The following is a 24,759-nucleotide window of genomic DNA, read 5'->3' on the forward strand; positions in this document are numbered from 1 at the left end:
ATCAGCTCAGGGGACCAGCCATGTCCCTGCATCTGAAACACGCGTTGGTCAATGCCCCTCAACGCGGGACGGCGGTCCCGTAAGCGGTGAACCTGGAGCGATGACGTTTCCGGTGGCGAAGCGGTCGGCGAGGTGACGGCGGGGTGCGGCGTTCCGTGATCACCCAGGTGAGTGGCTCGGTATAACAGGTTCTCATTTGCAGTCTCGATGAGGAGCCGCACGGTGCGTGAATTCTTGTATGAAAACCCAGGTCGAACCCGATACGCGGGAGGGTTCACGCGTCGGCGGTTCCTAGCTGCAACAGGTGTCACTTTGGCGGTGGCGACCGTGGGGAGCCGGGCGCTCGCCTCCGCCGCACCGCTGGCCGACGGGGACACGGTTCCCGCGTTGGTGATCGGCAGCGGATATGGCGGGGCCGTCGCCGCGTTGCGATTGGCGCAGGCGGGCGTGGACGTGGCGATCGTCGAGATGGGGATGTCGTGGGATGCGCCGGGCCCCGATGGGCGGGTGTTCTGTCCGGTGCTGAAACCGGACGGGCGGTCGTACTGGTTGCGCGAGCGCACCGATCAGCCGGTCGGGTACTTCATGGGCGGCTCGTACAACAAGGACATCGACAGGTACACAGGCGTTCTCGACTCCGAGGACTTCGGCGGGATCCGGGTGTACCAGGGGCGCGGGGTCGGCGGCGGATCGCTCGTGAACGGCGGGATGGCGGTGACGCCGAAACGGGAGAATTTCGCCGCGATCCTGCCGTCGGTGAATGCCGAGGAGATGTATTCCACCTATTACCCGCGCGCGAATACCGCGCTCGGCGTCAATCACATCGACAAGACGTGGTTCGAATCGGCGGAGTGCTACCAATTCGCGCGCGTGGGTCGCAAGCATGCCGAAAGATCCGGTTTCGGTTGGACTTTCGTACCCAATGTCTACGACTTCGAGTACATGAAAAAGGAGCAGGCGGGCACGGCGACCCGCTCGGCCCTGGCGGGCGAGGTGATCTACGGCAACAACTACGGCAAACGCTCGCTCGACCGCACCTACCTCGGTGCGGCCGCCGCCACCGGCAAGGTGCGGATCAGTCCGCTGCACAAGGTCACCACGGTCACGCCCGGCGCGGGCGGGTACCGGGTGGAAATGGCCCAGCTCGATTCGAGCGGCAAGACGGTCGCCGTCAAAAACGTGACGGCCCAACGGGTCTTCTTCGCGGCGGGCAGTGTGGGCACGAGCAAATTGCTGGTGGCGATGCGGGCGACGGGCAAACTGCCCGACCTCCCGGGCGCGGTCGGCCAGAAATGGGGCAACAACGGCAATGTGATGGTCGGCCGTGCCAACCACATGTGGGACGGCACCGGCAGCCTGCAGTCCTCCATGCCCTGCCTCGGCATCGATAACTGGGCGGACCCGGGTGGCCCTGCCTTCGCCGAAGTCGCGCCGTTCCCGGCCGGCCTGGAGACCTACGTGAGCCTGTACCTGGCGATCACCAAGAACCCGAACCGTGCGGCGTTCAGCTTCGACTCCGCCACCGGAAAGGTGAACCTGAACTGGCAGAAGTCGTGGAGTCAGTCGTCGATCAACGCGGCGAAACGCATCTTCGACAAGATCAATGCCAAGGAAGGCACCATCTACCGGACCGATCTGTTCGGCGTTACGAAGACCTGGGGTGACGACTTCACCTACCACCCGCTCGGCGGGTGCGTGCTGAACGAGGTCACCGACAACTACGGCCGCCTGCACGGGTACCCGGGCCTCTACGTCGTCGACGGTGCCCTGATCCCCGGCAATGCCAGCGTGAATCCGTTCGTCACCATCACCGCGCTCGCCGAACGCAATATCGAACGGATCATCGCCGACGACCTCTGACAGCGCGCGAGCTGCCCGGCACCGGGCAGCTTCGCGACGCGCTCAGATCAGCGGCTTGCCCCGGCGCCGCCTACGCCGCATGTCGGCGAGGGTGGCGTTGAAGGGGAAGCTGCGGATGGGGCGCGGCATGCGGCCCCAGACCGCGCCGGTGGTGCGCAGCAGGCGGGCGAGGCGGCGTTCGTCGCGTTCGGTCCAGGTGAGTCCGAGTTCGTTGCGCAGGTGCTCGGGGAGCAGGCCGGTGGTGAACCAGCGATGGAAACGGGCGAAGACCACGCGCAGGGGTGGGTAGAGCATCCGCAGGTCGAGCAGGCCGTCGAAATAGGCCTTGATGGTGTCGTCGACGCTGGTCTCGGCCAGGTTCTCGGTCCAGTACGCCTCGAAGGACGCTCGATCGGCGGGCCACATCTCGCGCGGCACCTGCAGGGTGGTGCCGAAACGGTGGGCGTACTCGTAGAACGAGTCGGCGGTGTCGTCGTCGATGGGGCCGTGCAGGCGCTCCATCAGGTCGACCGAGCCCCAGTACAGGCAGGCGGCGACCCACATCTGCAGGTTCTTGTCGAAGGCGTTGTACTTCACCGGGCTCTCGGGCGTGGAGTGCACGTGCCGGTGCGCGCCGTTGATCGCGGTGCGGTAGGCGGCGCGGTCCTCGTCGGTGCCCATCATCGCCACCGACAGATAGGTGATGGTGGTCCTGGTGCGCTTGAAGGGGTGCAGCATGATGCTTCCGCTGTGCACGCGCGATTCCGCGACGCCGTAGCCGACCGGGGCCAGGCTGAGCTGCATGATCACGTTCGCCGTTGCGCCGAAGAAGACGGCGGCGCCGTCGACGTGATCCCGGATGTCGAAGTCCGCAGGTCCGGTGTGGCTGGACCGCGAATGCGCGAGGCTGGTCATCGTTGACCCCAATTCGTCGGTGAGAGAGTTGTAGCTTGAATGTCTCATTCTGTCGTCGGGGTGTCAACGGGCGGTGGCGCGTGCCGCCGGAACGCGCCGGGCTAGCGTGGACGGATGTCCTACGGTCCGCCGCTGCTGCTCGCCTCGTTGAATCCGCTCGCCGTCGCCGCCGGGGACGATATTCCCGATGCCGTCACCATCGATGATGCCACCGTCTCGCGCGGTGATCTGCTGGGTGCGGCCACCTCGGTCGCGGAACGGATCGGGCGCGCGGAACGGGTGGCGGTGCTGGCCGAGCCGACCCTGCGGACCGTGCTCGCCGTGGTCGGTTGCCTGATCGCCGGGGTGACGGTCGTCCCCGTCCCGCCCGACGCGGGAACCGCTGAGCGCGAACACATCCTGCGCGATTCCGGGGCCCAGGCCTGGCTCGGGGCCGCGCCGGCGGGCACCGATCTGCCGGTGGTTCCGGTGCGGCTGCACGCCCGGTCCTGGCACACCTACCCCGGGCCCCACCCGTCGGCCATCGCCTTCATCCTCTACACCTCGGGCACCACCGGCGCCCCCAAGGGCGTGATGCTCAGCCGGGGCGCCATCGCCGCCGGGCTCGACGCGCTGGCCGACGCCTGGAACTGGACGCGCAAAGACACGCTCGTGCACGGACTTCCGCTGTTCCACGTGCACGGCCTGATCCTCGGCCTACTCGGACCCCTGCGCATCGGCAGCCGCTTGATCCACACCGGCAAGCCGACCCCGGAGGCCTATGCCGCCGCCGAGGGAACGCTGTACTTCGGGGTGCCGACGGTATGGTCGCGCATCGCCGAAAAGCCGGAAGCGGCCAAGGAATTGAGCCGGGCCCGGCTGCTGGTCTCGGGCAGCGCGCCGCTGCCGGTTCCGGTATTCGAGAAACTCGCCGAGCTCACCGGGCACGCGCCGGTGGAGCGGTACGGCATGAGCGAAACCATGATCACCCTGTCGACCAGGGCCGACGGTGAACGCAGGCCGGGCTGGGTCGGTACACCGGTGCGCGGCGTCGAGACCCGACTGCGCGACGAAGCGGGCAATCCCGTCCCGCACGACGGCGTGAGCATCGGTGGCCTGCAGGTTCGCGGCCCGATGCTGTTCGACGGCTATCTCGGTCGTCCCGACGCCACGGCCCTCGACTGGACCGAGGACGGTTGGTTCCGCACCGGCGACGTCGCCGTCATCGACGCCGACGGCTTCCACCGCATCGTCGGCCGCGAGTCCATCGACCTGATCAAGTCCGGTGGGTACCGGATCGGCGCGGGGGAGATCGAGACCGCCTTGCTCGGGCATCCGGCGGTCGCCGAGGTCGCGGTGGTCGGGCTGCCCGACGACGATCTCGGACAGCGGATCGTCGCCTTCGTCGTCGCCCGCGACACCGGCTCCGACGACCTCGCGACCGAACTGACCGCGCATGTGGGCGACCAGCTTTCGGCCCACAAGCGGCCGCGCGAGATCCGCTTCGTGGACGCGCTGCCGCGCAATGCGATGGGCAAGGTGCAGAAGAAGTCGCTGACCTAGCGGTTCGTACTGCCGCGCGCGCTCAGCCGGCGAATCGGCCCGATCAGGGCGTGATACACCGGACGAACCACGCGTCCGGGCAGGTACCGGTGCCGTTCCTCGGCCCACACCCGTGCCCTGGCGTGTGAGGCCAGCGGCGACCACTTGTCCGGGTCCGGCGGGGCAGCAGTGTGAACTTCGATGCGGCACAGATGTTTTGTGTTGACGAAGCCGTACTGCTTCGGGCTCACGAGCCGGATCGGGGCGCCGTGGTCGCTGTCGAGGGGCTTGCCGTCGAGGCGGTCGGCGAGGAAGACGTCGTCGGCGAGGGCGTCTTCCAGCAGCACGACCGAGCGGAACTTGTCCAGACCCTCGAAGCTGAGGTGAGTGACCGTGACACCCGGGGTAAGCGCGGGCTCGATCACCAGCCGGTAGAAGTCGCGAAACGGCGTGCCCTCCCACCGCAGGTCGGTCGCCGACCAGCCTGCGACGCAATGGAAGTCGGCCTTCTGCTCGCGTCGCGGCAGCTGTGCCAGTTCGGTGAGCGCGATGATGACGGGCTCGACCACGGCCCCGCAGATCTCTATCTCGGGATGTTCGGGAACCGGCGGCGGCGAGTGATGCAGATGCGTGCCGAAACGGGGAAATCCGTCGACGGCGCGTTGGCCCGGGGGAAGAAGTGCCATGCCGATCCTCCTGTTATACGACTCCGTATAACAGCTGAAACTACTCCGTGCCGGTGGCCGCGTCGAGTATCGGCTTCATCACCCCGGCAACGAGAAAGCCCCGCACTCGAGCGAGTGCGGGGCCTTTCGTTCAGCGGATCAGGGCTGGCCGGTCGCGAACGCGATCACCGCGTCCAGGAATTCCTGACCACCCATCACGTAACCGCCGATGAGCATCCCGGCGGGGATGGTGAACAGCCACAGGAACGGGAAGAACGCGCCGATGATGCCACCGATCGCGATGCCCGGCAGGTTCTTGTTCACCTGGGCCATCAGGCGGTCGTAGGAGCTGATGTCCTTCAGCTCGGCGATGTTGCCGAGCTTGGCGGTGTCCTCCGGCGTCATCGAGGCGGCCAGCTTCACGCTACGGCCGTCCTCGGCGATCTGCGGGGTCACCGAGATCGGCAGGCCCGCGACCTCCGAGCGCAGCGCCGTCTGGTCGACGGTGACGCCCTCGGCATTGCGCAGCAGCACGGCCGAACCGTCGGCGGCCAGCTCGAAGCGGCCGTTGTCGACCGCCCAGGTGATGGTCTTGTCGGTGGGCGACACCGCGGTGGTGTAGTCGATCCCGTTGCTCACACCCGAAGTCACGCCCCCCGCAGCCACCACCGCGGGCTGTTCGGTCGCCACGGCGGGCTGACCGTTGGCGGTGGCCGCGGTAATCCCCACCGCGACAACCGACATCACAACAGCAGTAGTGAACTTTCCGAACTTCATTCTTGAATCCCTCCACATTCGAAAGCCCCCCGACCGGGTGGGCGAATTCAAGCTAGCCGACCCGAAAAGCCTTGCCGCAACGGGATACCCGTCGTCAACAAACCGCAATAAATGCGATATTGCCGAATGCGGGATTCAGTCGTTGGCGTGCAGCGCCGCATTGAGCTCGATACCGGTGCCCGAGCGCGGCACCACTTCCACCGCACCGGTGGTCGAATTGCGGCGGAACAGCAGATTGTTCTGCCCGGCCAGGGTGGCGGCCTTGACGACGGTGCCGTCGGGCGCGGTGACCTTGGTTCCGGCGGTCAGGTACAGGCCGGCCTCGAGCACGCAGTCGTTGCCGAGCGGAATGCCGAGACCCGCGTTGGCGCCGAGCAGGCTGCGCTCACCGACCGAGATCACGGTGGTTCCGCCGCCCGACAGCGTGCCCATCGTCGACGCGCCACCACCGATATCGGAGCCGTCGCCCACCACGACACCGGCCGAGATGCGGCCCTCGACCATCGAGTTGCCGAGGGTGCCCGCGTTGAAGTTCACGAAGCCCTCGTGCATGACGGTGGTGCCCGAGGCCAGGTGGGCGCCGAGGCGGACGCGGTCGGCGTCGCCGATCCGCACACCCGAGGGCACCACGTAGTCGACCATGCGGGGGAACTTGTCGATGCTGTACACGGTCACCGGGCCACGGGCGCGCAGCTTGATGCGGGTCTGCTCGAAACCCTCCACCGCGCACGGGCCGTGGTTGGTCCACACCACATTGCTGAGCAAGCCGAACTGGCCGTCCAGGCTCAGGCCGTGCGGCTGGACCAGGCGGTGCGAGAGCAGGTGCAGGCGCAGGTACACGTCGTGGGCGTCGGTGGGAGCCGCCGACAGGTCGGCGATGGTGGTCCGTACCGCGACCACCTCCACGCCGCGCGCCTTGTCGGGGCCGAGCAGGTCGGCGAACTCCGGTGCGTCGGCCGCGTCGAGGCGCTGGGAGCCGGTCTCGGTGAATTCTCCCAGCTCCGGGCTCGGGTACCAGGTGTCGAGGACGGTGCCGTCCGAGGTGATGGTGGCGATACCGACTGCGCTTGCTCCTTGAGTGCTCACGGGCCACATTTTGCCGCGTCGATCGATGTCGAGGTGGCGCGGGGGCTGTGCGTTGGACCACCCGGTTCGATTCCCGCACCCGGACACGGCGTCGTACCCGCGTACTACTGTCGAGATGTGACTCTCGATTTGCGCGCCGACCCCGTCCAGTTGACCGCCGCTCTGGTCGATGTGCCGAGCGTTTCCCGCGACGAGGCCGCCATCGCGGACCTGGTCGAGCAGGCGCTGCGCGATCAGACCACCGGTTTCGAGATCAAGCGCCACGGCAATGTGGTGCTGGCGCGCACGAACCTCGGCCTGCCGACCCGGGTGATCCTGGCCGGGCACCTGGACACGGTGCCCATCGCCGACAACGTGCCGAGCAGGCCCGCCGAGGTGAACGGGGAGCCGGTGCTGTTCGGCTGCGGCACCGTCGACATGAAGTCCGGTGACGCGGTATTCCTGCACCTGGCCGCCACCATCACCGACCCGGCCCACGACCTCACCCTCATCTTCTACGACGGCGAGGAGATCGCCGCCGAGTTCAACGGCCTCAACCACATCGAACGGGATATGCCCGAGTGGCTCCACGGCGACCTCGCCGTGCTCGGCGAACCCTCCGGTGGCTGGATCGAGGCGGGCTGCCAGGGCACGCTGCGGGTGCGGTTGAGCACCTCGGGTGTGCGTGCGCATTCGGCGCGGGCCTGGTTGGGGGAGAACGCGATTCACGCGCTGGCGCCGGTGCTGGAACGGCTCGCCGCCTACGAGGCGCGCCAGGTCGACATCGACGGCTGCGTGTACCGCGAAGGGCTCTCGGCGGTGCGCGTCTCCGGTGGCGTCGCGGGCAATGTGGTGCCCGACGTGGCCGAGGTGGACGTGAACTTCCGCTACGCCCCCGACCGCACGGTCGAGCAGGCCGTCGCCCACGTGCGCGAGGTCTTCGACGGGCTCGACGTGAGTTTCCGGGTCACCGATTCCTCGCCCGGCGCCCTGCCCGGTCTCACCGCACCGGCCGCGCGCAGCCTCATCGACTCGGTCAACGCCCACGGCGGCGGCGGAGTGCGCGCCAAGTACGGCTGGACCGACGTCTCGCGCTTCGCCGCCCGTGGCATCCCCGCCGTGAACTTCGGCCCCGGCGACCCCAACCTCGCCCACAAGCGCGACGAACACGTCCCGCTCAGCCAGATCACCGCCGTCACCGCCATGCTGCGCACCTACCTCACCGCGGGTGCCCAGTAGCGTGGAGGACATGTCGAGCGAATCCGTGGATGAACAGGTGGGGAAGGCCAAACCGAAGTTCCGGGGGCCGGTGATGTTCCGTCGCGAACGCAAGCCGGGAGCACGGACCGCGGACCGCAATCTTCTCGACACCCGTCAGGACAGCGAGTGGGTGCACACGGATCCGTGGCGGGTGCTGCGGATCCAGGCCGAGTTCGTCGAGGGCTTCGGCGCGCTGGCCGAGGTGCCGCCCGCCGTCACCGTGTTCGGCTCGGCACGCACCCCGGTCGACCACCCCGAGTACGCGGCGGCACGGGCGATCGGGTCCGCGCTCACCGACGCCGGTTTCGCGATCATCACCGGCGGCGGTCCCGGGGCGATGGAGGCGGCCAACCGTGGGTCCTCGGAGGCGGGCGGGTACTCGATCGGCCTCGGCATCGAGCTGCCGTTCGAACAGGGCCTCAACGACTGGGTAGACCTCGGGATCAACTTCCGCTACTTCTTCGTCCGCAAGACGATGTTCGTGAAGTACTCGCAGGCCTTCGTCTGCCTGCCCGGCGGTTTCGGCACCCTCGACGAACTGTTCGAAGCGCTCACCCTGGTGCAGACCCGCAAGATCACCCGCTTCCCGATCATCCTGTTCGGCACCGCCTACTGGTCCGGGCTGGTGGAGTGGATGCGCAATTCGCTGGCCGGGTCGGGCAAGATCTCGCCGGAGGATCTCGACCTCATCCAGGTCACCGACAGCGTCGAAGACGTGGTGCGCATCGTCAAGGAGGCGACCGGCAGCGGCAACAGCGACATCGAACGGCTCGGCACCGAGGACCAGTGGTGAGCTACTCGATCTGCGTCTACTGCTCGGCGAGTACAACCGAACCGGAACTGATCGACCTGGCGTCTCAGGTTGGCACCGAAATCGCCCGTCGCGGTTGGCAACTGGTGTCCGGCGGCGGCCGCGTGTCGATGATGGGCGCGGTCGCGGCGGCTGCGCGGGCGGGCGGCGCGCACACCGTCGGGGTGATCCCGAAGCATCTGGTGCACCGCGAGGTCGCCGATACCGCCGCCGACGAACTGCTCGTCACCGACACCATGCGCCAGCGCAAACAGCTGATGGAGGAACGCGCCGACGCCTTCCTCACCCTGCCCGGCGGTGTCGGGACGCTCGAGGAATTCTTCGAAACCTGGACCGGCGGCTACCTGGGCGAACACACCAAACCCGTGGTCGTCCTCGACGCCGACGGCTTCTACCGCGGGCTGTTCGGCTGGTTGGACGAACTGTTCGAGCGCAAGATTGTCACACAGCAGGCGCGCGACCGCATCGTCGTGGCCGCCGACCTGCCAGCCGCGTTCGCCGCGTTGACACCGGCCGCGGCCCGAGGGTAGGAGATCGACGTGAGCAACGACGCCCGCGACACCGTCAGTGTGTTCGACCTGGCCAAGAAGCTGCCTGGCATGGCCATGGACGCACCGCGCATGCTGCGCAACGCACCGGGAATGCTGGTGGGGCCCAAGGACAAAGCCTCCATCGGCAAGTACTTCCAGCGGCTCGCCCACCGGCGGCCCGACCGGGTGTTCCTGCGCTTCGAAGGCCGTTCCTACACCTACCGCGCCGCCAACAGCGAGGTGAACCGGTACGCCGCAGTGCTTTCCGCGCGCGGAGTCGATCGCGGCGACGTGGTCGGCGTGCTGATGACCAACCGTCCCGAGACGCTGTTCACCGTCCTCGCGGTGCTCAAGCTCGGCGCCACCGTCGGGTTGCTCAACTACAACCAGCGCGATCAGGTGCTGGCCCACAGCATCGGTCTGCTCGACAGCGCGCTGGTCGTGGTCGGCGAGGAATGCGTCGAAGCGCTCGAGTCGCTGCCCGAGGCACCGGCGACCGTGCTCATGTCCGAGGAACTCGCCGAATCCGCGCGTGGCGCAACAGCTTCCGATCCGGTGGTCTGTGAACAGGTGACGGCGGGCGAACGCGCGTTCCTGATCTTCACCTCCGGCACCACCGGCATGCCCAAGGCCAGCGTGATGACCCACCTGCGCTGGACCAAGAGCATGGCCGGGCTCGGCGGGCTCGGCGTGCGGTTGCGCGGCGACGACGCGCTGTACTGCTGCCTGCCGCTGTACCACAACAACGCGCTCACAGTGGCGCTGTCGGCGGTGCTGGCCGGTGAGTCGACCTATGTGCTCGCGCGCAAGTTCTCCGCCTCCAACTTCTGGGCCGAGATCGCCCGCGAAGGGGCGACGGCGTTCATCTACATCGGTGAGCTGTGCCGCTACCTGCTCAACCAGCCCGTACGGCCCGACGAGGACAACAACCGGGTCCGGCTCGTCGTCGGCAACGGGCTGCGGCCGGAACTGTGGGACGAGTTCCGCCGCCGCTTCGGCATCGACCGCGTGGTGGAGTTCTACGGGTCGAGCGAGGCGCCGCTCGCCTTCGTCAACGCCTTCGGCGTCGACCGCACGGCCGGGCTGTGCCCGCTGCCGTACGCGGTGGTCGAATACGACGACGAGACCGGTAAGCCGCGCCGCGGACGGGACGGGAAGCTGCGCAAGGTGCGCTCCGGTGGCGTCGGACTGCTGCTGGCGAAGGTGAACAACCGTCAGCCCTTCGACGGTTACACCGATGCGAAGGCCTCCGAATCCAAGCTGGTCCGCGACGGCTTCAAGAAGGGCGACTGCTGGTTCGACACCGGCGACCTGGTGCGCGACCAGCACTTCTGGCACATCGCGTTCGTCGACCGGCTCGGTGACACCTTCCGCTGGAAGGGCGAGAACGTCGCCACCACCGAGGTGGAGGGCGCGCTCGACCAGCACCCGAGCGTCGAGCAGGCGGTGGTGTTCGGTGTGGACATCCCCGGCACCGACGGCAAGGCGGGCATGGCCGCGATCACCCTGCACCCCGACGCCGAATTCGACGGCAAGGGGCTGGCCGCCACCGTGTACGAGCGGCTGCCGCTCTACGCGGTCCCGCTGTTCGTCCGGGTGGTCGCCGAACTCGAGCAGACCTCCACCTTCAAGAGCCGCAAGGTGGAACTGCGCAAGCAGGGCTACGCCGCCGATGCCGAGGGGCAGCTGTACGTGCTCAGCGGACCCACCGAGGGCTACGTTCCGGCCTACGACGGCTACGCCGACGACGTCGCCGCGGGTAGAGCTCCGCGATAGCGATGCCTGAACCCACCTTCTGTGGTCGGCCCGTGCCGACCGATCGCGCCCTGGTGATGGCGATCGTGAACCGCACCCCCGACTCGTTCTACGACCGGGGTACCACCTTCACCGACCGGGCCGCGATGGACCGGGTGACGCGGGCCGTCGACGAAGGCGCCGATCTGGTCGACATCGGCGGGGTGAAGGCCGGGCCGGGCGACACGGTCGACGCGGCCGAGGAAACGCGACGGGTGGTTCCGTTCGTCGCGGCGATCCGGGAGAAGTACCCGGAGCTGTTGATCAGTGTGGACACCTGGCGCGGCAAGGTCGCCAGGGACGCCGTGGTGGCCGGTGCCGACCTCGTCAACGACACCTGGGCCGGGGCCGACCCCGAGCTGGTGCACGTGGCCGCCGACCTGGGTGCCGGGATCGTCTGCAGCCACACCGGTGGCGCCGCGCCGCGCACCCGTCCGCATCGGGTCCGCTACGCCGATGTGGTCGCCGAAGTGACCGCCACCGTGGCCGCCGCGGCCGAACGCGCGGCCGCCGCCGGGGTGCGTCGCGACGGAATCGTGATCGATCCCACTCACGATTTCGGAAAAAACACCTATCACGGGCTCGAGTTGTTGCGTGGAATCGACAGTCTCGTAAAAACCGGGTGGCCAGTGCTGATGGCCCTGAGTAACAAGGACTTTATCGGGGAGACTCTAGGTGTCGGTCTGACCGAGAGGGTCGAGGGCACACTGGCGGCAACCGCGTGGTCGGCCGCCGCGGGCGCTCGGGTCTTCCGGGTTCACGAAGTCGCCGAAACCCGGCGGGTCGTGGACATGATCGCCGCGATCCAGGGCATCCGGCCCCCCGCACGAACTCTGCGAGGTCTGGCATGAAAATCCAACACCGCGAGCCCGCCTGGGCCACTACCCACACCTGGGACACCCCTGACTGGACGGTCGGCGACCTGGTCGCCGCCAAAGCGGGCCGCACCGTTTCGGTGGTGCTGCCCGCCCTCAACGAACAGGACACCGTCGCCGACGTGGTGGCCAGTATCCGGCCGCTGATCGGCACCCTCGTCGACGAACTGATCGTGCTCGACTCCGGATCCACCGATGCCACCGCCGCCCGGGCGCGACGCGCGGGCGCCGAGGTGGTGACCCGCGAGGAGGCCGTGCCCGAGCTCGAACCGGTCGCGGGCAAGGGTGAGGCGCTGTGGCGGTCGCTGGCCTGCACCTCCGGTGACCTCATCGCCTTCGTCGACTCCGATCTCATCGATCCCGATCCGGCGTTCGTGCCCAAGCTGCTCGGTCCGCTGCTGACCATGCCCGGTACCCACCTGTCCAAGGCCTACTACCGGCGTCCGCTGCGGCAGGGCGAGTCCGTCGACGCCAACGGCGGTGGCCGGGTCACCGAACTGGTCGCCCGCCCCCTGCTGGCGGCGCTGCGTCCCGAACTGGTCCAGGTGCTGCAACCGCTCGGCGGCGAATACGCGGGCACCCGCGAACTGCTCACCGCCGTCCCCTTCGCCCCCGGCTACGGCGTGGAGATCGGCCTGTTGCTCGACACCTACGACCGCCTCGGCCTGGACGCCATCACCCAGGTGAACCTCGGTGTCCGCACCCACCGCAACCGCCCCCTCTCCGACCTCGGCGTGATGAGCCGCCAGATCCTCGGCACCGCCCTGCGCCGCAGCGGCGTCCCCGACTCCGGCGCCCCCCTCACCCAATTTCCCCTCATCGCAGGCGAATTCATCCCCCACACCACCGAGGTCTCCCTCGAAGACCGCCCCCCGATGAAAACCCTCCGCCCCGAACAGGTCGCCGCCTGACACCTGCCCCGACCGCCTCGTCCCGACGAGGCGGTCGTCGGCGGGCGCACCCCTTGCCCTCGCTGCCGCTGATCCGTACTGTTTGCCGGTTCTGGTGAATCGGCTTGCGGGAGAAGAAGTTCAGTGGTTTTGGAGGTTCAGCTCAACGGTAGTGTCCGGTGTCGGCATTGTGGAGCATCGCCGGCCATCGACGTGGATCTCGTCGGGCACTGGGGTCTGCTGATCTTCCGGATCGAAACCACCGAGGAAGGCCCGTTCTGCCGCGACTGCGGGCTGGCGACCTACCGCGAGATCACCATCGGCAGCGCGTGGTTCGGGTGGTGGGGCGTGCAATCGATGTTCTACAACCTTGGCGGATTCGTCGTCAACGCTAGGAACCGGCGCCGTATCGCCGCCCTGCCCGCGCCCGAGACCGCGTGGGGTCATCGGCCGATGGATCCGGGCAAACCATTGTTCCGACGTGTCGGCGCCCTCGGTTTCACGATCCCGTTTCTCGTCGCGCTCGGGGTCGTGTTCACCGCGTACCTGCGCGATCAGATCGAGATCGAGGAATCGATGCAGCGGGTCACCGCCGGGCAGTGTGTCGGCCAGTTGACGGTCGGCTGGTTCCGTGACGAGATCCGATGGCAGAAAGTCGCGTGCTCCGACCCGGCGGCGGCCGGCAGGGTATTGCGCAAAGTGATAGGGACGGCGACGGATCCTGCGGACGCGCTCGACTGTGCTGGGCTGCCGACGACGCTGTTCGTCCACTCCGAGCGGGATTTCGTTGTCTGTATCGGTCCACGGAACTGAGTGGGCGCGGTCGGCGACTGTGCGGGGATGCGTGGTGGTCGAGGAGCTCAGGGTGTTCGGGGGTGGATCGGGCCGGTCAGGGTGGTGAGGGGGCGGGCCGAGGTGTTGGTTCGGGTGGCGAGGATCTGGGCGAGGATGGAGACGGCGGTTTCCTCGGGGGTGTGGGCGCCGAGGTCGAGGCCGAGGGGGCTGTGGATGCGGGCGATGGTGGTGGGGGAGAGGCCGTGGTCGTGGAGGCGGGTGGTGCGGTCGCGGTGGGCTCGGCGGGAACCGAGGGCGCCGATGAAGGCGACTGCCGGCAGGGCGAGGGCTGTGGCGAGCATGGGGACGTCGAATTTGGGGTCGTGGGTGAGGACGCAGACGACCGTGCGGTCGTCGATGCGGTCTGCTGCGGCTTCGGCGGCCAGGTAGCGGTGGGGCCAGTCGACGACCACTTCGTCGGCGGTGGGGAAAAGTGCCGGGGTGGTGAAGGTTTCGCGGGCGTCGACGACGGTGACCCGGTAGCCGAGTTGAGTGGCGGCGGTGGTGAGGGCACGGGTGTAGTCGTTGGCGCCTGCCAGGATCATGCGGGCGGGGGAGCGGAACACCTGGACGAAAGTGCGGGGACGGGTCGCGGCGGCAGGCGTGCAGTCCTGGGCGCCGACCATGCCGTTGTGGCCCGCGGTGAGCAGCGCGGCCGCGTCCTGGTCGAGGCCGCGCCACGGCGAGACCTGCCCGGGCCGCAGTAGCCGGCGATCCGGGGTGGATTCGAGAGTCGTGGCGTAGGCGATGGGCTGGTGCGCGGTGAGCGCGGCACGCAGCTCGCGAAGCAGTGGCAGATCGGCGTGGTCGAGCCGTTCGACGAAGACCTCGATCTCCCCGCCACACGGCAGTCCGACGGTGAGCTCGTCGGCTGCCGCGAACCGCTCCACACAGGCCGAGCCGTCGGCGAGCACCTGTTGGGCCGTCACCAGCAGGGCCGCCTCGACGCATCCACCCGAGAGCGAGCCGACGACCCGACCATCCGGGCAGACCACCATGGCGGCCCCGGTGTCGCGCGGCCCCGCCCCGATCCGGTCGACGATCCGGGCCAGCGCCACGGGCCCGTCGGCGAGCAGACCGAGCACCTGCCCGAGCAGATCGCGCATCGCCCACCGGCCTCTCCACCGACTGTGACCTTTCAGTCCAGCCTAGCTAACCGCGAGCATCCCGGCGCGGTGAAAGCTCAGTCGAGGATCTCGCGGTGCTGCAGCCCGGCGGGCACGACGCCCTGATGGAAGAACTCGTGGAAGATCTGCGCCGCGTACTCGGCGGTGAAGACCTCCTCCGGGTAGACGTAGGTGTCGTCGTCGCCGTGTGGCACGTACACCGTGGGCAGCCCGAGGCGGCTGCCGGGGAACCCGAGGGTGTACCGGCGCGGCAGATGATCGACCGTCGTGCGCAGCTGCAGCGTCATCGCGTCGGCCGAGCCGGTGCAGCGCAGCGCCAGATCGCCGCGAGCCGCGCTCACCGATGCCGTCACCTCGGTGGCGGGCATGGGCTCGGGCAGCACCGTCAGATCGAGCGCGAAGCGCTGATGACCGTCCATCCGGCGCAAAGGGCGCAGGAAGCTGTCCACGTCCTCGTGCGGGCCGATGAAGACCTTCAAACGGTCGCTGTAGGTCACGCGGTGGGTCGTCACGACCACCTCACCGCCGACGGATTCGGTATCGGACGGGGAAACAGGCCGGGGGCCCGCGACGCCGACCGCGCGCACGGGCAGGACCCGGCAGGCATTGGCCTCGGGAGACGAGAACATGTGAAGCTCACCTACTCACACTCGGTTACTCGCTAGCAATCTAACCATCGGGCTCGGGTTGTGATCTATAACATTACCGTGATGCAGATCACAAAGTGCCCGTTGTTTAGATGCAGTTATGGGCGAGTCCGGTTCGCAGCGGACTTTTGGTCGGTTTCGTGCCGATAAACCGGGGTGAGTAGATCCGCATCGACCGGTTCACCGGTCGTGCGGTCGTACCGCACGGCGATGAGAACCGAGAACAGATGCGTGCTCGCCCGCTCGTGCAGCGTCGCCAGCCGGGTGGCCAGCAACCGGATCGCACCCAGCGAACCCGGCGGGTGCAGCCCGTCGATGAGCATCACGGTGCCGCGCCGGTCGGGGCGGGGCAGCCGGGCCAGATAGGCGATGTCGTGTGGTTCGGTGCCGCCGGGCCGGTAGACGCGGCGCGCGGCCCGGTCCTCGATGCCGCGCCGGGTGTCGCCCGCGCGGGTGACGGTGCGCCGCAGTCGTGGATCGGCCGCCACCAGCTGACGCAGGCTCGGCGACAGCTCGGGCCCGCCGAGGACCACCAGGCCGTCGCGATTGAGATCGATGGGTCTGCCCGGCAGGAACGTCTCGATCGTCGCCACGAAACCGAGCTGGCGCAGCAGCTCGGCCAGCCGTTGCGCGGCCGCCGGATCGGGTGCGCCGAGCAGCCTGCCCGTGCGGACCTCCGGGGCAAGCACGGTGAGCGTGCCGTGCCCGAAGAACAGTCCTTCGGGTACCGGACCCTGGGTGCTCACCTGGTGGATGCGCGCCCGCGACAAGCCCGCTGCGGCGCCGATGCGGGCGAACGTCCAGCCCTCGGCGTGGAGTTCGCGGATCACGGCGCGGCGGATCCTGGTGAGTTCGTTGATGGTCTGCTGGGCAGCCGCCACCCCGTCGGTGGCTGCTTTGAGTCTCTCGACCTTGTCTTCGATCGCGAAGACTCGTGCCACGTCATCGGCCGACATGTGCGAAGTCTAGACAGCTGGACGGCGATTCGTGTCTATAACGATTGACATCGAATGTCTTGGCGCACAACGCCGATCGAGGTATGCCTGTCGGCAACCACAAAGACGGCGAGGTCGGCGCGGACATCGGCGCTACGCGCGATCGAGTGGCAAATGACGACCGTGTGGTCTGTTCGCCGGTGTCAGGTGGCGTCGGAGTCGATCGGCGGCCGCTCGTTGTGCTCCAACGGCTTCGGCGCCTTCGACAACGAGGGCCCGCTGCCGGGCATTCCGCTGCTCGTGCCGAACAGCTCCTTGCGGTCCGGCACGGCCTTCTCGAGATCGCGCAGCACCGAGTCGTCGCCGCCCAGCAGGTGCTTGGTGACCGCGGCCCGCGGTGTCATCCCGCGCAGCTTGTTGAGTTCGGCGAGCGGTTTGCGCAGCTCGTCGAACTCCGGGCCGAGTTCCTGCTTGAGCGTGGAGGTGGCCCCGCTGGCGTAGTCGCGCACCTGACGCAGCGACGACGTGGTCCAGCGGATCGCCCCGGGCAGGCGCTCCGGGCCGAGGATCACGAGGGCGGCGACGAGCAGGATCATCATCTCGCTCCACCCGATGTTGCTGAACACGATCCCAGGTTACCCGGCGCGCGTCGTCGCAGCTCAGTCGGATTCGAGGGTGACAGGCACGTCCACCTGCCTGCCATCGCGGATCAACTGCACGTTCACCCGCTCGCCGATCTTGTGCGACTGCACCGCGACGACCAGTTCGTCGGGACCCTCGACGACACGGTCGCCGACCTTGACGATCACGTCGCCCTCGACGATGCCCGCCTTGGCCGCAGGTCCGCCCGCCACCACGTCGGCCACGGCGGCGCCGCTGCGCAATTCGTTGGCGACGGCCTTGGTGCGGGCGCTGAGCCCGAGCTGCGGATGGTTGACCTTGCCGTCGCGGATCAGGGTCTGCGCGATGGAGGTGACCACGTCGATCGGGATGGCGAACCCGAGACCCACCGAGTTACCGGTGTTGCTCTTGATAGCGGTGTTGACGCCGATCAGCCTGCCGTCCATGTCGACGAGGGCGCCGCCGGAGTTACCGGGGTTGATCGAGGCGTCGGTCTGCACCGCGTCGATCACGGCATTGGTGTCGGTGCCCTCGCCGCCGAGGCTCACCGGGCGGTGCAGCGCGCTGACGATGCCGGAGGTAACGGTTTTCTCCAGGCCGAGCGGCGAACCGATGGCGAGCACGTCGTCGCCCACCTGCACGTCGTCGGAGCGGCCGAGGTTCGCCTCGGTGAGGTTGTCGGCGTCGACCTTGAGCACCGCGAGGTCGGTCTTGGGATCGCGCCCGACGATCTGGGCAGGCACCCGGGTGTTGTCGGAGAATTCGATCTGGATCTTGGCGTTGCCGGACTTGTCGGTGGCCGCCGCCGAGATCACATGGTTGTTGGTGACGATGTAGCCCTGCTCGGCGTCGAGGACGACCCCCGAGCCGGACGGTCCGCCGTCACCGATGATGACCTGGATCGACACCACCGACGGCAGCACCGCGTCGGCGACAGCCGCGATCTTGCCGTGCGGGGAATCGGAGCTCTCGCTCTGCTGGAGGGTGACCTTGCGCGAGGTGAGGGTGGACGCGGTCTCGGCGGTGATCCGCCCGACCAGCCCACCGACTACGGCGATACCGAGCGCGATCACGGCGAGCAGAGCCAGCGCTTTCGGCGCGACACGGGAGCCGAACAGCACCTCGCGGGCCGACAATTTGGGTGCGACAGGCAGCGGGGCGGGTTCGGGTGTCTCGATCGCCGGGCCGCCGAGGCGCGCGCCTGCGGCCGGGTCACGCCAGGGGTCGACCGGACCCGCGACGACGATCTTGCGTTCGCCGGAATCGGGTTCGCGCTGCAACAGTTCGTCGGAGCCGTCGGGGCGGGCGAACGCCTCGGCGAGTACACCGTCCGGCGGCCGCCGATCGACCAGTTCGCCGTCGTCGGAACGCTTGCCGCCGCGCATCGGGTCGTGCGGGGCGAACGAACCCGTCTGGCCGTTCGGGCGGCGGAACGCGTGCGCGGTATGGCTGTCGATGTGCGGCCGGTACACCGGACGCGGGCCGAGGGTCGGCGCGTCGGAGGGCCGCAGATTCCCCCGTGACGCCGCCGAATCCGAGTTGTCGGTCGATCCGGGATTCGTCGATTCGCCTGTCACGCCCGTGACTCTACTTGCGCCGCCACGTAGTCCACCGGGCTGCGGGGAACGAATCGGTCAGGAATCCGAGAAATGCCTCGTTACGGCGGGGAGGTTCGGGTGCGGCGGCGGGCAGTTCGGCCAGCGGGATGCGGCTGAGGCTGTCGTGCAGGCTGCGTGGAACGGCGATTTCGCCCGCCCGGCGCAGCGCGATCCGCGCCTGCTGCTGGGCCTCGACCTCGGCGGCGCATTCGGGGCACACCGAGAGATGCTGGGCGGCACGCAGATAGGCGTTCATGCGCAGTTCGCCGTCGACGTAGGCCGCGATCGCCTCGCTGGCCAGATGCTCGGTGGGCTGAAAGCGCGGTGTGCGACCTGAGGATGCTGGATCCACGCTCATGCGGAGTTCTTCCTTCCGACCGACATCAACCCGACCAGGCCGGGTGTGGCCGCTCGCGGCGGTCACCCTGCGTAGGCGTCAGCGGAGTATCGCTGCTCAGTTCCATTATGCGCAAGGTAGTCGCGCAGTGCCTGGCGTCCGCGGTGGATGCGGCTGCGCACAGTGCCGAGCTTGACGCCGAGGGTGGCGCCGATCTCCTCGTAGGACAGGCCCTCGATGTCACACAGCACCACGGCCGCGCGGAACTCCGGCGCGAGGGCGTCGAGCGCCTTCTGCAGGTCCGGGTCGAGGCGGGAGTCGTGGTAGGCGTCCTCGGGCGTCGGTCCCTCGGCGGGTACCCGGTCGTAGTCCTCGGGTAAGGCCTCCATGCGGATGCGATTGCGTCTGCGGACCATGTCGAGGAACAGGTTCGTGGTGATGCGGTGCAACCAGCCTTCGAACGTGCCCGGCTGGTAGCTCTGCAGGGAACGGAACACCCGGATGAAGGTTTCCTGGGTGAGGTCCTCGGCGTCCTGGGCGTCGCCGGACAACCGGTAGGCGAGGCGGTAGACCCGGTCGGCGTGCTCGCGGACCAGTTCGTCCCACGACGGCATCACCGTGCGGTCACCGGTGGCGTCGAAAGCCGCGGTGCCGGTGAGTTCGGCATCGAGATCGTCCTCGACGGACGGCGGAAAGTCGGTGGGAAGGGTCTGGGCGGGCAGTGTGGCGTCGGAACGCGCCGTGTCTACCATCGGGATGGGACACCTCCTACTCGGGACCGCCGGCACGAAACCGAACCGGTCCGGGTCAGCGGACCTTGTCTTGTCAGAAACAACCGCCGGATGTCTGCGGTTGTTCCCGCGTCTCGTACCCGCCGCGATCGGCTGGTGTGGCAACTATTTCCTGTCGCGATATGGGGCACGTGTGGAGACCCTGAGTGGCGCCTGAGAATCCTGGCGCACCCCGACACTCACCCCGCGTGGGCGCCTTCGCTGAATACACATACCCGGTCGGTGACATAGCCTCATAGCTGTGGCATCGAACGTGGAGCGGAACCTGGCCTATGTGGAGGAGTCCGTCGTCGAGGACGAAGTCCTCCTCGACGCGCGCGAGCGGGCCACCGAATTGGGCGCCGCGCCCGTGCCCGCCTCGGTCGGCGCGCTGCTGAGCATGTACGCGCAGATGCTCGGCGCCCGCTCGGTCGTCGAGGTGGGCACCGGCGCGGGTGTGAGCGGATTGTGGCTGCTCGACGGCATGCGTGAGGACGGAACCCTCACCACCATCGACTCCGAACCCGAGCATCAGCGGGCCGCCAAGGAGGCCTTCCGCACCGCCGAGATCGCGCCCGCGCGCACCCGGCTCATCAACGGCCGTGCTCTCGATGTGCTGCCGCGGCTGGCCGACGGCGCCTACGACCTGGTGTTCGTCGACGCCTCGCCCATGGAACACCCGCTCTACGTGGAGCAGAGTGTGCGATTACTGCGCGAGGGCGGTGCGTTCATCCTGAACAACGCGCTGCTCGGCGGGCGCGTCCCCGATCAGTCCCAGCGCGACCCGGCCACCCAGGCGGTGCGTGCCGCGACCAGGGCGATCGCGGAGAATCCCGAGCTCACCAGCGTGCTCATCCCCATCGGCGACGGGTTGCTCTGCGCATCGCGTGGGTAGTCACCCCACCCAGATGCCCTTGCCGACGGTGACGACCCCGCCGTTGCTCACGGCGAATCGTTCCCGGTCGCGGTCCAGGTCCACGCCGATGATCTCACCCTCGCCGACCACCACGTTCTTGTCGAGGATGGCGTGGCGGACCACCGCGCCACGCCCGATGCGCACGCCGGGCATCAGCACGCTGCCCTCCACCGTCGCGCCGTCGTCGATCATCACGTTGGAACTGAGAACCGAGTTGCGCACGGTGGCCGCCGACAGGATCGAGCCCGCGCCGACGATCGACTCCTGAGCGAGCCCACCACGCGCGAACTTGGCGGGCGGCAGGTTCTCGGCGGCGCCGCGGATGGGCCAGTGCTTGTTGTAGAGGTTGAACACCGGGTGCACCGAGACCAGGTCCATGTGCGCCTCGTAGAAGGCGTCGATGGTGCCGACATCGCGCCAGTAGCCCCGGTCGCGAGCGGTGGCGCCCGGTACGTCGTTGTCGGCGAAGTCGTAGACGGCGGCCTGCCCGGCCGCGACCAGCGACGGGATGATGTCGCCGCCCATATCGTGATCGGAATCGGAGTTCTCCGCGTCGGCGCGGATCGCGTCGACGAGCACGCGGGTGGTGAACACGTAGTTGCCCATCGACGCGAAGGTCATGTTCGGGTCGTCCGGGGTACCGGGCGGATGGGCCGGTTTCTCCAGGAACTGGGTGATGCGGCCGGACTCGTCGGAATCGATGCACCCGAACGCGCTCGCCTCGCTGCGCGGCACCCGGATCCCCGCGACGGTGACGCCCGCGCCCGAGGCGATATGGCTGGCCACCATCTGTTCCGGGTCCATCCGGTACACGTGATCGGCGCCGAAGACCACGATGTAGTCGGGGTCCTCGTCGTAGATCAGGTTGAGCGACTGCATGATCGCGTCGGCGCTGCCGGTGTACCAGCGCGGTCCGAGCCGCTGCTGGGCGGGCACCGGGGTGATGTACTCACCGGTGAAACCCGACAGCCGCCAGGTCTGGGAGATGTGGCGGTCCAGCGAATGCGACTTGTACTGGGTGAGGACGCACAGGCGCAGATATCCCGCGTTGACCAGGTTGCTGAGCACGAAATCGATCAGCCGGTAGGCCCCACCGAACGGAACCGCGGGCTTGGCGCGGTCGGCCGTGAGCGGAAACAGTCGTTTGCCCTCGCCACCGGCGAGCACGATCCCGAGTACGTGCGGCTGGCTCCTCACCCTGTCAAAGTACAGGCCCCGGGCCCACCCGGTGGCCCATGTCGACCCGAGCGTCTAACTTTGGACCCGTGAGTGATGGCACCGACGGGGAATCAGCGATCGCGGATCCGTTGCGGGTGGCCATGCTGACCCGGGAGTATCCGCCCGAGGTGTACGGCGGTGCGGGCGTGCACGTCACCGAGCTCACCGCGCGGCTGCGCGCGCTGTGCGAGGTCACCGTGCACTGCATGGGCGCGCCACGCACGGGCGCGGTGGTACACCGGCCCGATCCGGAGCTGTATGCCGCCAACGCCGCCTTGCAGATGATGTCGGCCCAACTGCGGATGGCCGACGCCGTGGGCGCGGTGGACGTGGTGCATTCGCACACCTGGTACGCGGGCCTGGCCGGCCATCTCGCCGGTGCGCTGTACGGCATTCCGCACGTGCTCACCGCGCATTCGCTCGAACCGCGCAGGCCGTGGAAGGCCGAACAGCTCGGCGGCGGGTACCGCTTGTCGTCATGGTCGGAACGCAACGCCATGGAACAGGCCGACGCCGTGATCGCGGTGAGCGAGGGCATGGCCCACGACGTCCTCGACGCCTATCCCGCCATCGACCCCGGCCGGGTCCACGTGGTGCACAACGGAATCGACGCGGGCGTGTGGCATCCGGGCGCCCCCACCGGCTCCGAGCAACCGGTGCTCGACCGCCTCGGCGTACGTGCTGATCTGCCGATCGTCTCGTTCGTCGGCCGTATCACCCGCCAAAAGGGTGTCGGCCACCTACTGGCCGCCGCAGCCGATTTCGACCCTGACATCCAACTGGTACTGTGCGCCGGCGCGGCGGACACGGTGGAACTCGAGCAGGAAGTGGCCGCCGCTGTCGACGAGCTGCAAAACCAGCGCGGCAATGTGTTCTGGGTGAAGGAGATGCTCCCCACCGAACAGGTGCGTCAAATCCTCACGGCCTCGACAGTTTTCGTCTGCCCGTCGGTATACGAACCCCTCGGCATCGTGAACCTGGAAGCGATGGCCTGCGCCACCGCCGTCGTCGCCTCGGACGTAGGCGGGATCCCGGAAGTGGTCGCCGACGGTGTCACAGGGCGATTGGTGCACTACGACCCGGTCGCCTCGGGTGACTACGAACACGCACTCGCCGACGCGGTGAACGCGGTGGCAGGCGACGCCGAACTGGCGACGCGCTACGGGCAGGCAGGCCGCGCGCGAGCCATCGCGGAGTTCGATTGGGCGAGGATCGCGGAACAGACTGTGCAGGTCTATCGCGAAGTCATCCGCTGAGAGCCTCCGCGCCGCGTGCGCCTCGCTGCATCCCAGCCACACGGCCCCACTCGGGTCCGTCACCTACCGCACTCCAGCCCACACAGCACTCGGGTCTGCCACTTACCGCACTCCAGCCCACACGGCACCACTCGAGTCCGCCACTTACCGCACTCCAGCCCACACAGCACTCGGGTCTGCCACTTACCGCACTCCAGCCCACACGGCACCACTCGAGTCCGTCACCTACCGCACTCCAGCCCACACAGCACTCGGGTCCGCCGCCTACCGCATTGCCCAGCCGCACGGCACTACTCGAGTCCGCCACTACCGCCTTCACAGCCGCACGGCACCACTTAAGTCCGCCATGACCGCATTCCCAGCCCCGCCCGACCCGACCTCGAGGAGGGTCCGCCGCGAAGCGGCGCAGCGGCCCGGCCGCGCGAACAGCGCTCGAAGTGCACGCGCGAAGCGCAAGTCTCGAGCGCTGTTCGCGCGGCCCCTCAGGGGCCGCGCTCGAGTGCGCCAGCGCTCCAAAAACACAGCCCAATACCCCCGTGGTGCACAAAACACCGAGGTGTTATCCGCGCTCAGCCGACAGGTGCGTACCGCGCAACGGTGACCGAAGCGGTGACCTCGGTGATGTCGGCGAGGCCGGCGATGCGTGGGTCGTCCCCGACGGTGGTGTGAAAGGCGGACGGTCCCATGGCGACCACATTGGTGACGTCGCCACGCGACAGCTTCATAGGAAATTCGACCACAGTGTGATCGATGCGAGTGAAGGTGCCCGACAGCGCGTCGTCGAGCCGACGCTCCTTATCGGGGTCGACGCGAACCATACCCAGCGGCTCGATCAACTCGCCCAGATGCCGCGGGGTAGGCGTGACGACGACGAACCGCCCCCCGGGCGCGAGCACACGCGCGACCTCGCCGGGGTTTCGTGGCGCGAAGACGCACAAAACCCCGGTGAGAGCGTCATCGCGGATCGGCAGACCACGCCAGGCGTCGGCCAGGATCGACGCGAGCCGTGGATGCGCACGAGCCGCGCGACGAGCAGCAGGCTTCGCGACATCGAGCGCGATGCCGAGGAGACCGGGGTGCGCCTCGAGGACCTCGGCCAGGTAGTACCCGGTACCGGCCCCGATCTCCAGCACCGCACCCCCCAGCGGCCCGGTGTCGGCCGACGATGCGGGCCGGTCCGGGGATACGGAGCTGCCGGGCGATGCGGTGCTGCCGGGCGATGCGGTGCTGCCGGGCGATGCGGTGCTGCCGGGCGATGCGGTGCTGCCGGGCGATGCGGTGCTGCCGGGCGATGCGGAGCTGCCCGGAGATGCGGAGCTGCCGGGCGATGCGGAGCTGCCGGGCGATGCGGAGCTGCCGGGCGATGCGGAGCTGCCGGGCGATGCGGTGCTGCTCGGCAACGTGGGCGTGCCTTGCGGCCGCGCATTGCCCAGCGTGTCGAACTGACGAGCCGCGGACGGCGTGTGTCCGGCCGGGTGCGCGGAGCGGAAAGCTTGGGCGACGGCATCCGCGATCGGCGCGAAGTGTCCCGCACTCTGGAAATCCGCGCGGGCATCGA

General features: G+C 68.4%; 24 protein-coding genes and 1 pseudogene. 12 read left to right on the top strand and 13 right to left on the bottom strand.

Annotation, left to right across the window (positions count from 1 at the left end):
* Positions 1-207 precede the first annotated feature (207 nt).
* On the top strand, positions 208-1,860 hold the full coding sequence (locus AB0F86_RS13275) for a GMC oxidoreductase (RefSeq protein WP_356986844.1): 1,653 nt from the start codon (positions 208-210) through the stop codon (positions 1,858-1,860).
* A gap of 42 nt (positions 1,861-1,902) precedes the next feature.
* On the opposite strand, the gene AB0F86_RS13280 is transcribed toward AB0F86_RS13275, so the two are convergent.
* The gene (locus tag AB0F86_RS13280) at positions 1,903-2,754 is read right to left on the bottom strand and encodes an oxygenase MpaB family protein (protein ID WP_356986842.1); all 852 of its coding nucleotides are present in this window, start codon (positions 2,752-2,754) and stop codon (positions 1,903-1,905) included.
* A gap of 114 nt (positions 2,755-2,868) precedes the next feature.
* Here AB0F86_RS13280 and AB0F86_RS13285 point away from each other — a divergent pair, with 114 nt between their 5' ends.
* Positions 2,869-4,296 (top strand): acyl-CoA synthetase, encoded by a 1,428-nt coding sequence (locus AB0F86_RS13285; protein ID WP_356986840.1) that lies wholly within the window; start codon positions 2,869-2,871, stop codon positions 4,294-4,296.
* On the opposite strand, the gene AB0F86_RS13290 is transcribed toward AB0F86_RS13285, so the two are convergent.
* The 3 genes from AB0F86_RS13290 to dapD form a co-directional block, all read right to left on the bottom strand.
* A complete protein-coding gene (locus tag AB0F86_RS13290; RefSeq protein WP_356986838.1) occupies positions 4,293-4,961 on the bottom strand; it encodes a molybdopterin-dependent oxidoreductase in 669 nt (222 codons plus the stop codon). The genes AB0F86_RS13285 and AB0F86_RS13290 overlap by 4 nt on opposite strands.
* A 138-nt stretch (positions 4,962-5,099) precedes the next feature.
* Positions 5,100-5,717, bottom strand: coding sequence for a hypothetical protein (locus AB0F86_RS13295; RefSeq protein WP_181696546.1), 618 nt, complete (start codon positions 5,715-5,717; stop codon positions 5,100-5,102).
* 135 nt (positions 5,718-5,852) lie between these two features.
* Positions 5,853-6,803 (bottom strand): 2,3,4,5-tetrahydropyridine-2,6-dicarboxylate N-succinyltransferase, encoded by a 951-nt coding sequence (dapD, locus tag AB0F86_RS13300; protein ID WP_181696545.1) that lies wholly within the window; start codon positions 6,801-6,803, stop codon positions 5,853-5,855.
* 117 nt (positions 6,804-6,920) lie between these two features.
* Here dapD and dapE point away from each other — a divergent pair, with 117 nt between their 5' ends.
* The 7 genes from dapE to AB0F86_RS13335 all read left to right on the top strand — a co-directional run bounded on the left by dapE (position 6,921) and on the right by AB0F86_RS13335 (position 13,755).
* On the top strand, positions 6,921-8,021 hold the full coding sequence (dapE, locus tag AB0F86_RS13305; protein WP_225278778.1) for a succinyl-diaminopimelate desuccinylase: 1,101 nt from the start codon (positions 6,921-6,923) through the stop codon (positions 8,019-8,021).
* Positions 8,022-8,031: 10 nt separating this feature from the next.
* A complete protein-coding gene (locus AB0F86_RS13310; protein ID WP_356986836.1) occupies positions 8,032-8,835 on the top strand; it encodes a TIGR00730 family Rossman fold protein in 804 nt (267 codons plus the stop codon).
* Complete coding sequence (locus AB0F86_RS13315) at positions 8,829-9,383, top strand: TIGR00730 family Rossman fold protein (protein WP_225278779.1); 555 nt, start codon at positions 8,829-8,831, stop codon at positions 9,381-9,383. The genes AB0F86_RS13310 and AB0F86_RS13315 overlap by 7 nt, the downstream gene beginning before the upstream one ends.
* A gap of 9 nt (positions 9,384-9,392) precedes the next feature.
* Positions 9,393-11,159, top strand: coding sequence for a long-chain-acyl-CoA synthetase (locus tag AB0F86_RS13320; protein ID WP_225278780.1), 1,767 nt, complete (start codon positions 9,393-9,395; stop codon positions 11,157-11,159).
* A 2-nt stretch (positions 11,160-11,161) separates the two neighbouring features.
* Positions 11,162-12,028, top strand: coding sequence for a dihydropteroate synthase (gene folP, locus AB0F86_RS13325; RefSeq protein ID WP_356986833.1), 867 nt, complete (start codon positions 11,162-11,164; stop codon positions 12,026-12,028).
* Entirely contained in the window at positions 12,025-12,963 is a 939-nt protein-coding gene (locus tag AB0F86_RS13330) for a glucosyl-3-phosphoglycerate synthase (RefSeq protein WP_356986832.1), read from the top strand. The genes folP and AB0F86_RS13330 overlap by 4 nt, the downstream gene beginning before the upstream one ends.
* A 192-nt stretch (positions 12,964-13,155) precedes the next feature.
* Positions 13,156-13,755 (top strand): hypothetical protein, encoded by a 600-nt coding sequence (locus tag AB0F86_RS13335; RefSeq protein WP_356986830.1) that lies wholly within the window; start codon positions 13,156-13,158, stop codon positions 13,753-13,755.
* Positions 13,756-13,802: 47 nt separating this feature from the next.
* Here the strand turns inward: AB0F86_RS13335 and AB0F86_RS13340 are convergent, their stop codons facing one another.
* From AB0F86_RS13340 to sigE, 7 genes are all read right to left on the bottom strand, one after another.
* Positions 13,803-14,882, bottom strand: a complete 1,080-nt coding sequence (locus tag AB0F86_RS13340; RefSeq protein ID WP_356986828.1) for an XdhC/CoxI family protein — start codon at positions 14,880-14,882, stop codon at positions 13,803-13,805.
* Positions 14,883-14,959: 77 nt separating this feature from the next.
* Positions 14,960-15,532, bottom strand: a complete 573-nt coding sequence (locus AB0F86_RS13345) for a hypothetical protein (RefSeq protein WP_225278782.1) — start codon at positions 15,530-15,532, stop codon at positions 14,960-14,962.
* Between the two features lie 116 nt (positions 15,533-15,648).
* Positions 15,649-16,506 (bottom strand): hypothetical protein, encoded by an 858-nt coding sequence (locus tag AB0F86_RS13350; protein WP_356986827.1) that lies wholly within the window; start codon positions 16,504-16,506, stop codon positions 15,649-15,651.
* A gap of 182 nt (positions 16,507-16,688) precedes the next feature.
* Positions 16,689-17,111 (bottom strand): Sec-independent protein translocase protein TatB, encoded by a 423-nt coding sequence (gene tatB, locus AB0F86_RS13355; RefSeq protein ID WP_356986826.1) that lies wholly within the window; start codon positions 17,109-17,111, stop codon positions 16,689-16,691.
* A gap of 33 nt (positions 17,112-17,144) precedes the next feature.
* Positions 17,145-18,683: a trypsin-like peptidase domain-containing protein gene (locus AB0F86_RS13360; protein WP_356986825.1), complete on the bottom strand. Its 1,539-nt coding sequence runs from the start codon at positions 18,681-18,683 to the stop codon at positions 17,145-17,147.
* 10 nt (positions 18,684-18,693) lie between these two features.
* The gene (locus AB0F86_RS13365; protein WP_181696535.1) at positions 18,694-19,062 is read right to left on the bottom strand and encodes a hypothetical protein; all 369 of its coding nucleotides are present in this window, start codon (positions 19,060-19,062) and stop codon (positions 18,694-18,696) included.
* A gap of 62 nt (positions 19,063-19,124) precedes the next feature.
* Entirely contained in the window at positions 19,125-19,793 is a 669-nt protein-coding gene (sigE, locus tag AB0F86_RS13370) for an RNA polymerase sigma factor SigE (protein WP_225278783.1), read from the bottom strand.
* A gap of 274 nt (positions 19,794-20,067) precedes the next feature.
* On the opposite strand from sigE, the gene AB0F86_RS13375 reads away from it, so the two are divergent.
* Entirely contained in the window at positions 20,068-20,706 is a 639-nt protein-coding gene (locus AB0F86_RS13375) for an O-methyltransferase (RefSeq protein WP_356986979.1), read from the top strand.
* Here the strand turns inward: AB0F86_RS13375 and glgC are convergent, their stop codons facing one another.
* A complete protein-coding gene (gene glgC / locus AB0F86_RS13380; protein WP_181696534.1) occupies positions 20,707-21,924 on the bottom strand; it encodes a glucose-1-phosphate adenylyltransferase in 1,218 nt (405 codons plus the stop codon).
* A 110-nt stretch (positions 21,925-22,034) separates the two neighbouring features.
* On the opposite strand from glgC, the gene glgA reads away from it, so the two are divergent.
* The gene (gene glgA, locus AB0F86_RS13385) at positions 22,035-23,201 is read left to right on the top strand and encodes a glycogen synthase (protein WP_356986977.1); all 1,167 of its coding nucleotides are present in this window, start codon (positions 22,035-22,037) and stop codon (positions 23,199-23,201) included.
* Between the two features lie 569 nt (positions 23,202-23,770).
* On the opposite strand, the pseudogene AB0F86_RS13390 reads toward glgA, so the two are convergent.
* Positions 23,771-24,334, bottom strand: a pseudogene (locus AB0F86_RS13390) (methyltransferase domain-containing protein); the annotation flags it as partial.
* 19 nt (positions 24,335-24,353) lie between these two features.
* Between AB0F86_RS13390 and AB0F86_RS13395 the strand changes: the two are divergent.
* Positions 24,354-24,647: a hypothetical protein gene (locus tag AB0F86_RS13395; RefSeq protein ID WP_356985567.1), complete on the top strand. Its 294-nt coding sequence runs from the start codon at positions 24,354-24,356 to the stop codon at positions 24,645-24,647.
* Positions 24,648-24,759: the final 112 nt, after the last annotated feature.

It is taken from the genome of Nocardia sp. NPDC023733 (assembly GCF_040639775.1).
GTDB classification, from domain to species: Bacteria; Actinomycetota; Actinomycetes; order Mycobacteriales; family Mycobacteriaceae; genus Nocardia; species Nocardia rosealba.

Excerpts from the sequence above, each read along its gene's own strand:
- AB0F86_RS13350 (WP_356986827.1), bottom strand. The coding sequence starts at position 16,506 with ATGTCGGCCGATGACGTGGCACGAGTCTTCGCGATCGAAGACAAGGTC.
- AB0F86_RS13285 (WP_356986840.1), top strand. The coding sequence starts at position 2,869 with ATGTCCTACGGTCCGCCGCTGCTGCTCGCCTCGTTGAATCCGCTCGCC.
- sigE (WP_225278783.1), bottom strand. The coding sequence starts at position 19,793 with ATGGTAGACACGGCGCGTTCCGACGCCACACTGCCCGCCCAGACCCTT.
- AB0F86_RS13295 (WP_181696546.1), bottom strand. The coding sequence starts at position 5,717 with ATGAAGTTCGGAAAGTTCACTACTGCTGTTGTGATGTCGGTTGTCGCG.
- AB0F86_RS13330 (WP_356986832.1), top strand. The coding sequence starts at position 12,025 with ATGAAAATCCAACACCGCGAGCCCGCCTGGGCCACTACCCACACCTGG.
- folP (WP_356986833.1), top strand. The coding sequence starts at position 11,162 with ATGCCTGAACCCACCTTCTGTGGTCGGCCCGTGCCGACCGATCGCGCC.
- AB0F86_RS13290 (WP_356986838.1), bottom strand. The coding sequence starts at position 4,961 with ATGGCACTTCTTCCCCCGGGCCAACGCGCCGTCGACGGATTTCCCCGT.
- AB0F86_RS13280 (WP_356986842.1), bottom strand. The coding sequence starts at position 2,754 with ATGACCAGCCTCGCGCATTCGCGGTCCAGCCACACCGGACCTGCGGAC.
- AB0F86_RS13345 (WP_225278782.1), bottom strand. The coding sequence starts at position 15,532 with ATGTTCTCGTCTCCCGAGGCCAATGCCTGCCGGGTCCTGCCCGTGCGC.
- AB0F86_RS13365 (WP_181696535.1), bottom strand. The coding sequence starts at position 19,062 with ATGAGCGTGGATCCAGCATCCTCAGGTCGCACACCGCGCTTTCAGCCC.
- AB0F86_RS13310 (WP_356986836.1), top strand. The coding sequence starts at position 8,032 with ATGTCGAGCGAATCCGTGGATGAACAGGTGGGGAAGGCCAAACCGAAG.
- AB0F86_RS13275 (WP_356986844.1), top strand. The coding sequence starts at position 208 with ATGAGGAGCCGCACGGTGCGTGAATTCTTGTATGAAAACCCAGGTCGA.
- AB0F86_RS13340 (WP_356986828.1), bottom strand. The coding sequence starts at position 14,882 with ATGCGCGATCTGCTCGGGCAGGTGCTCGGTCTGCTCGCCGACGGGCCC.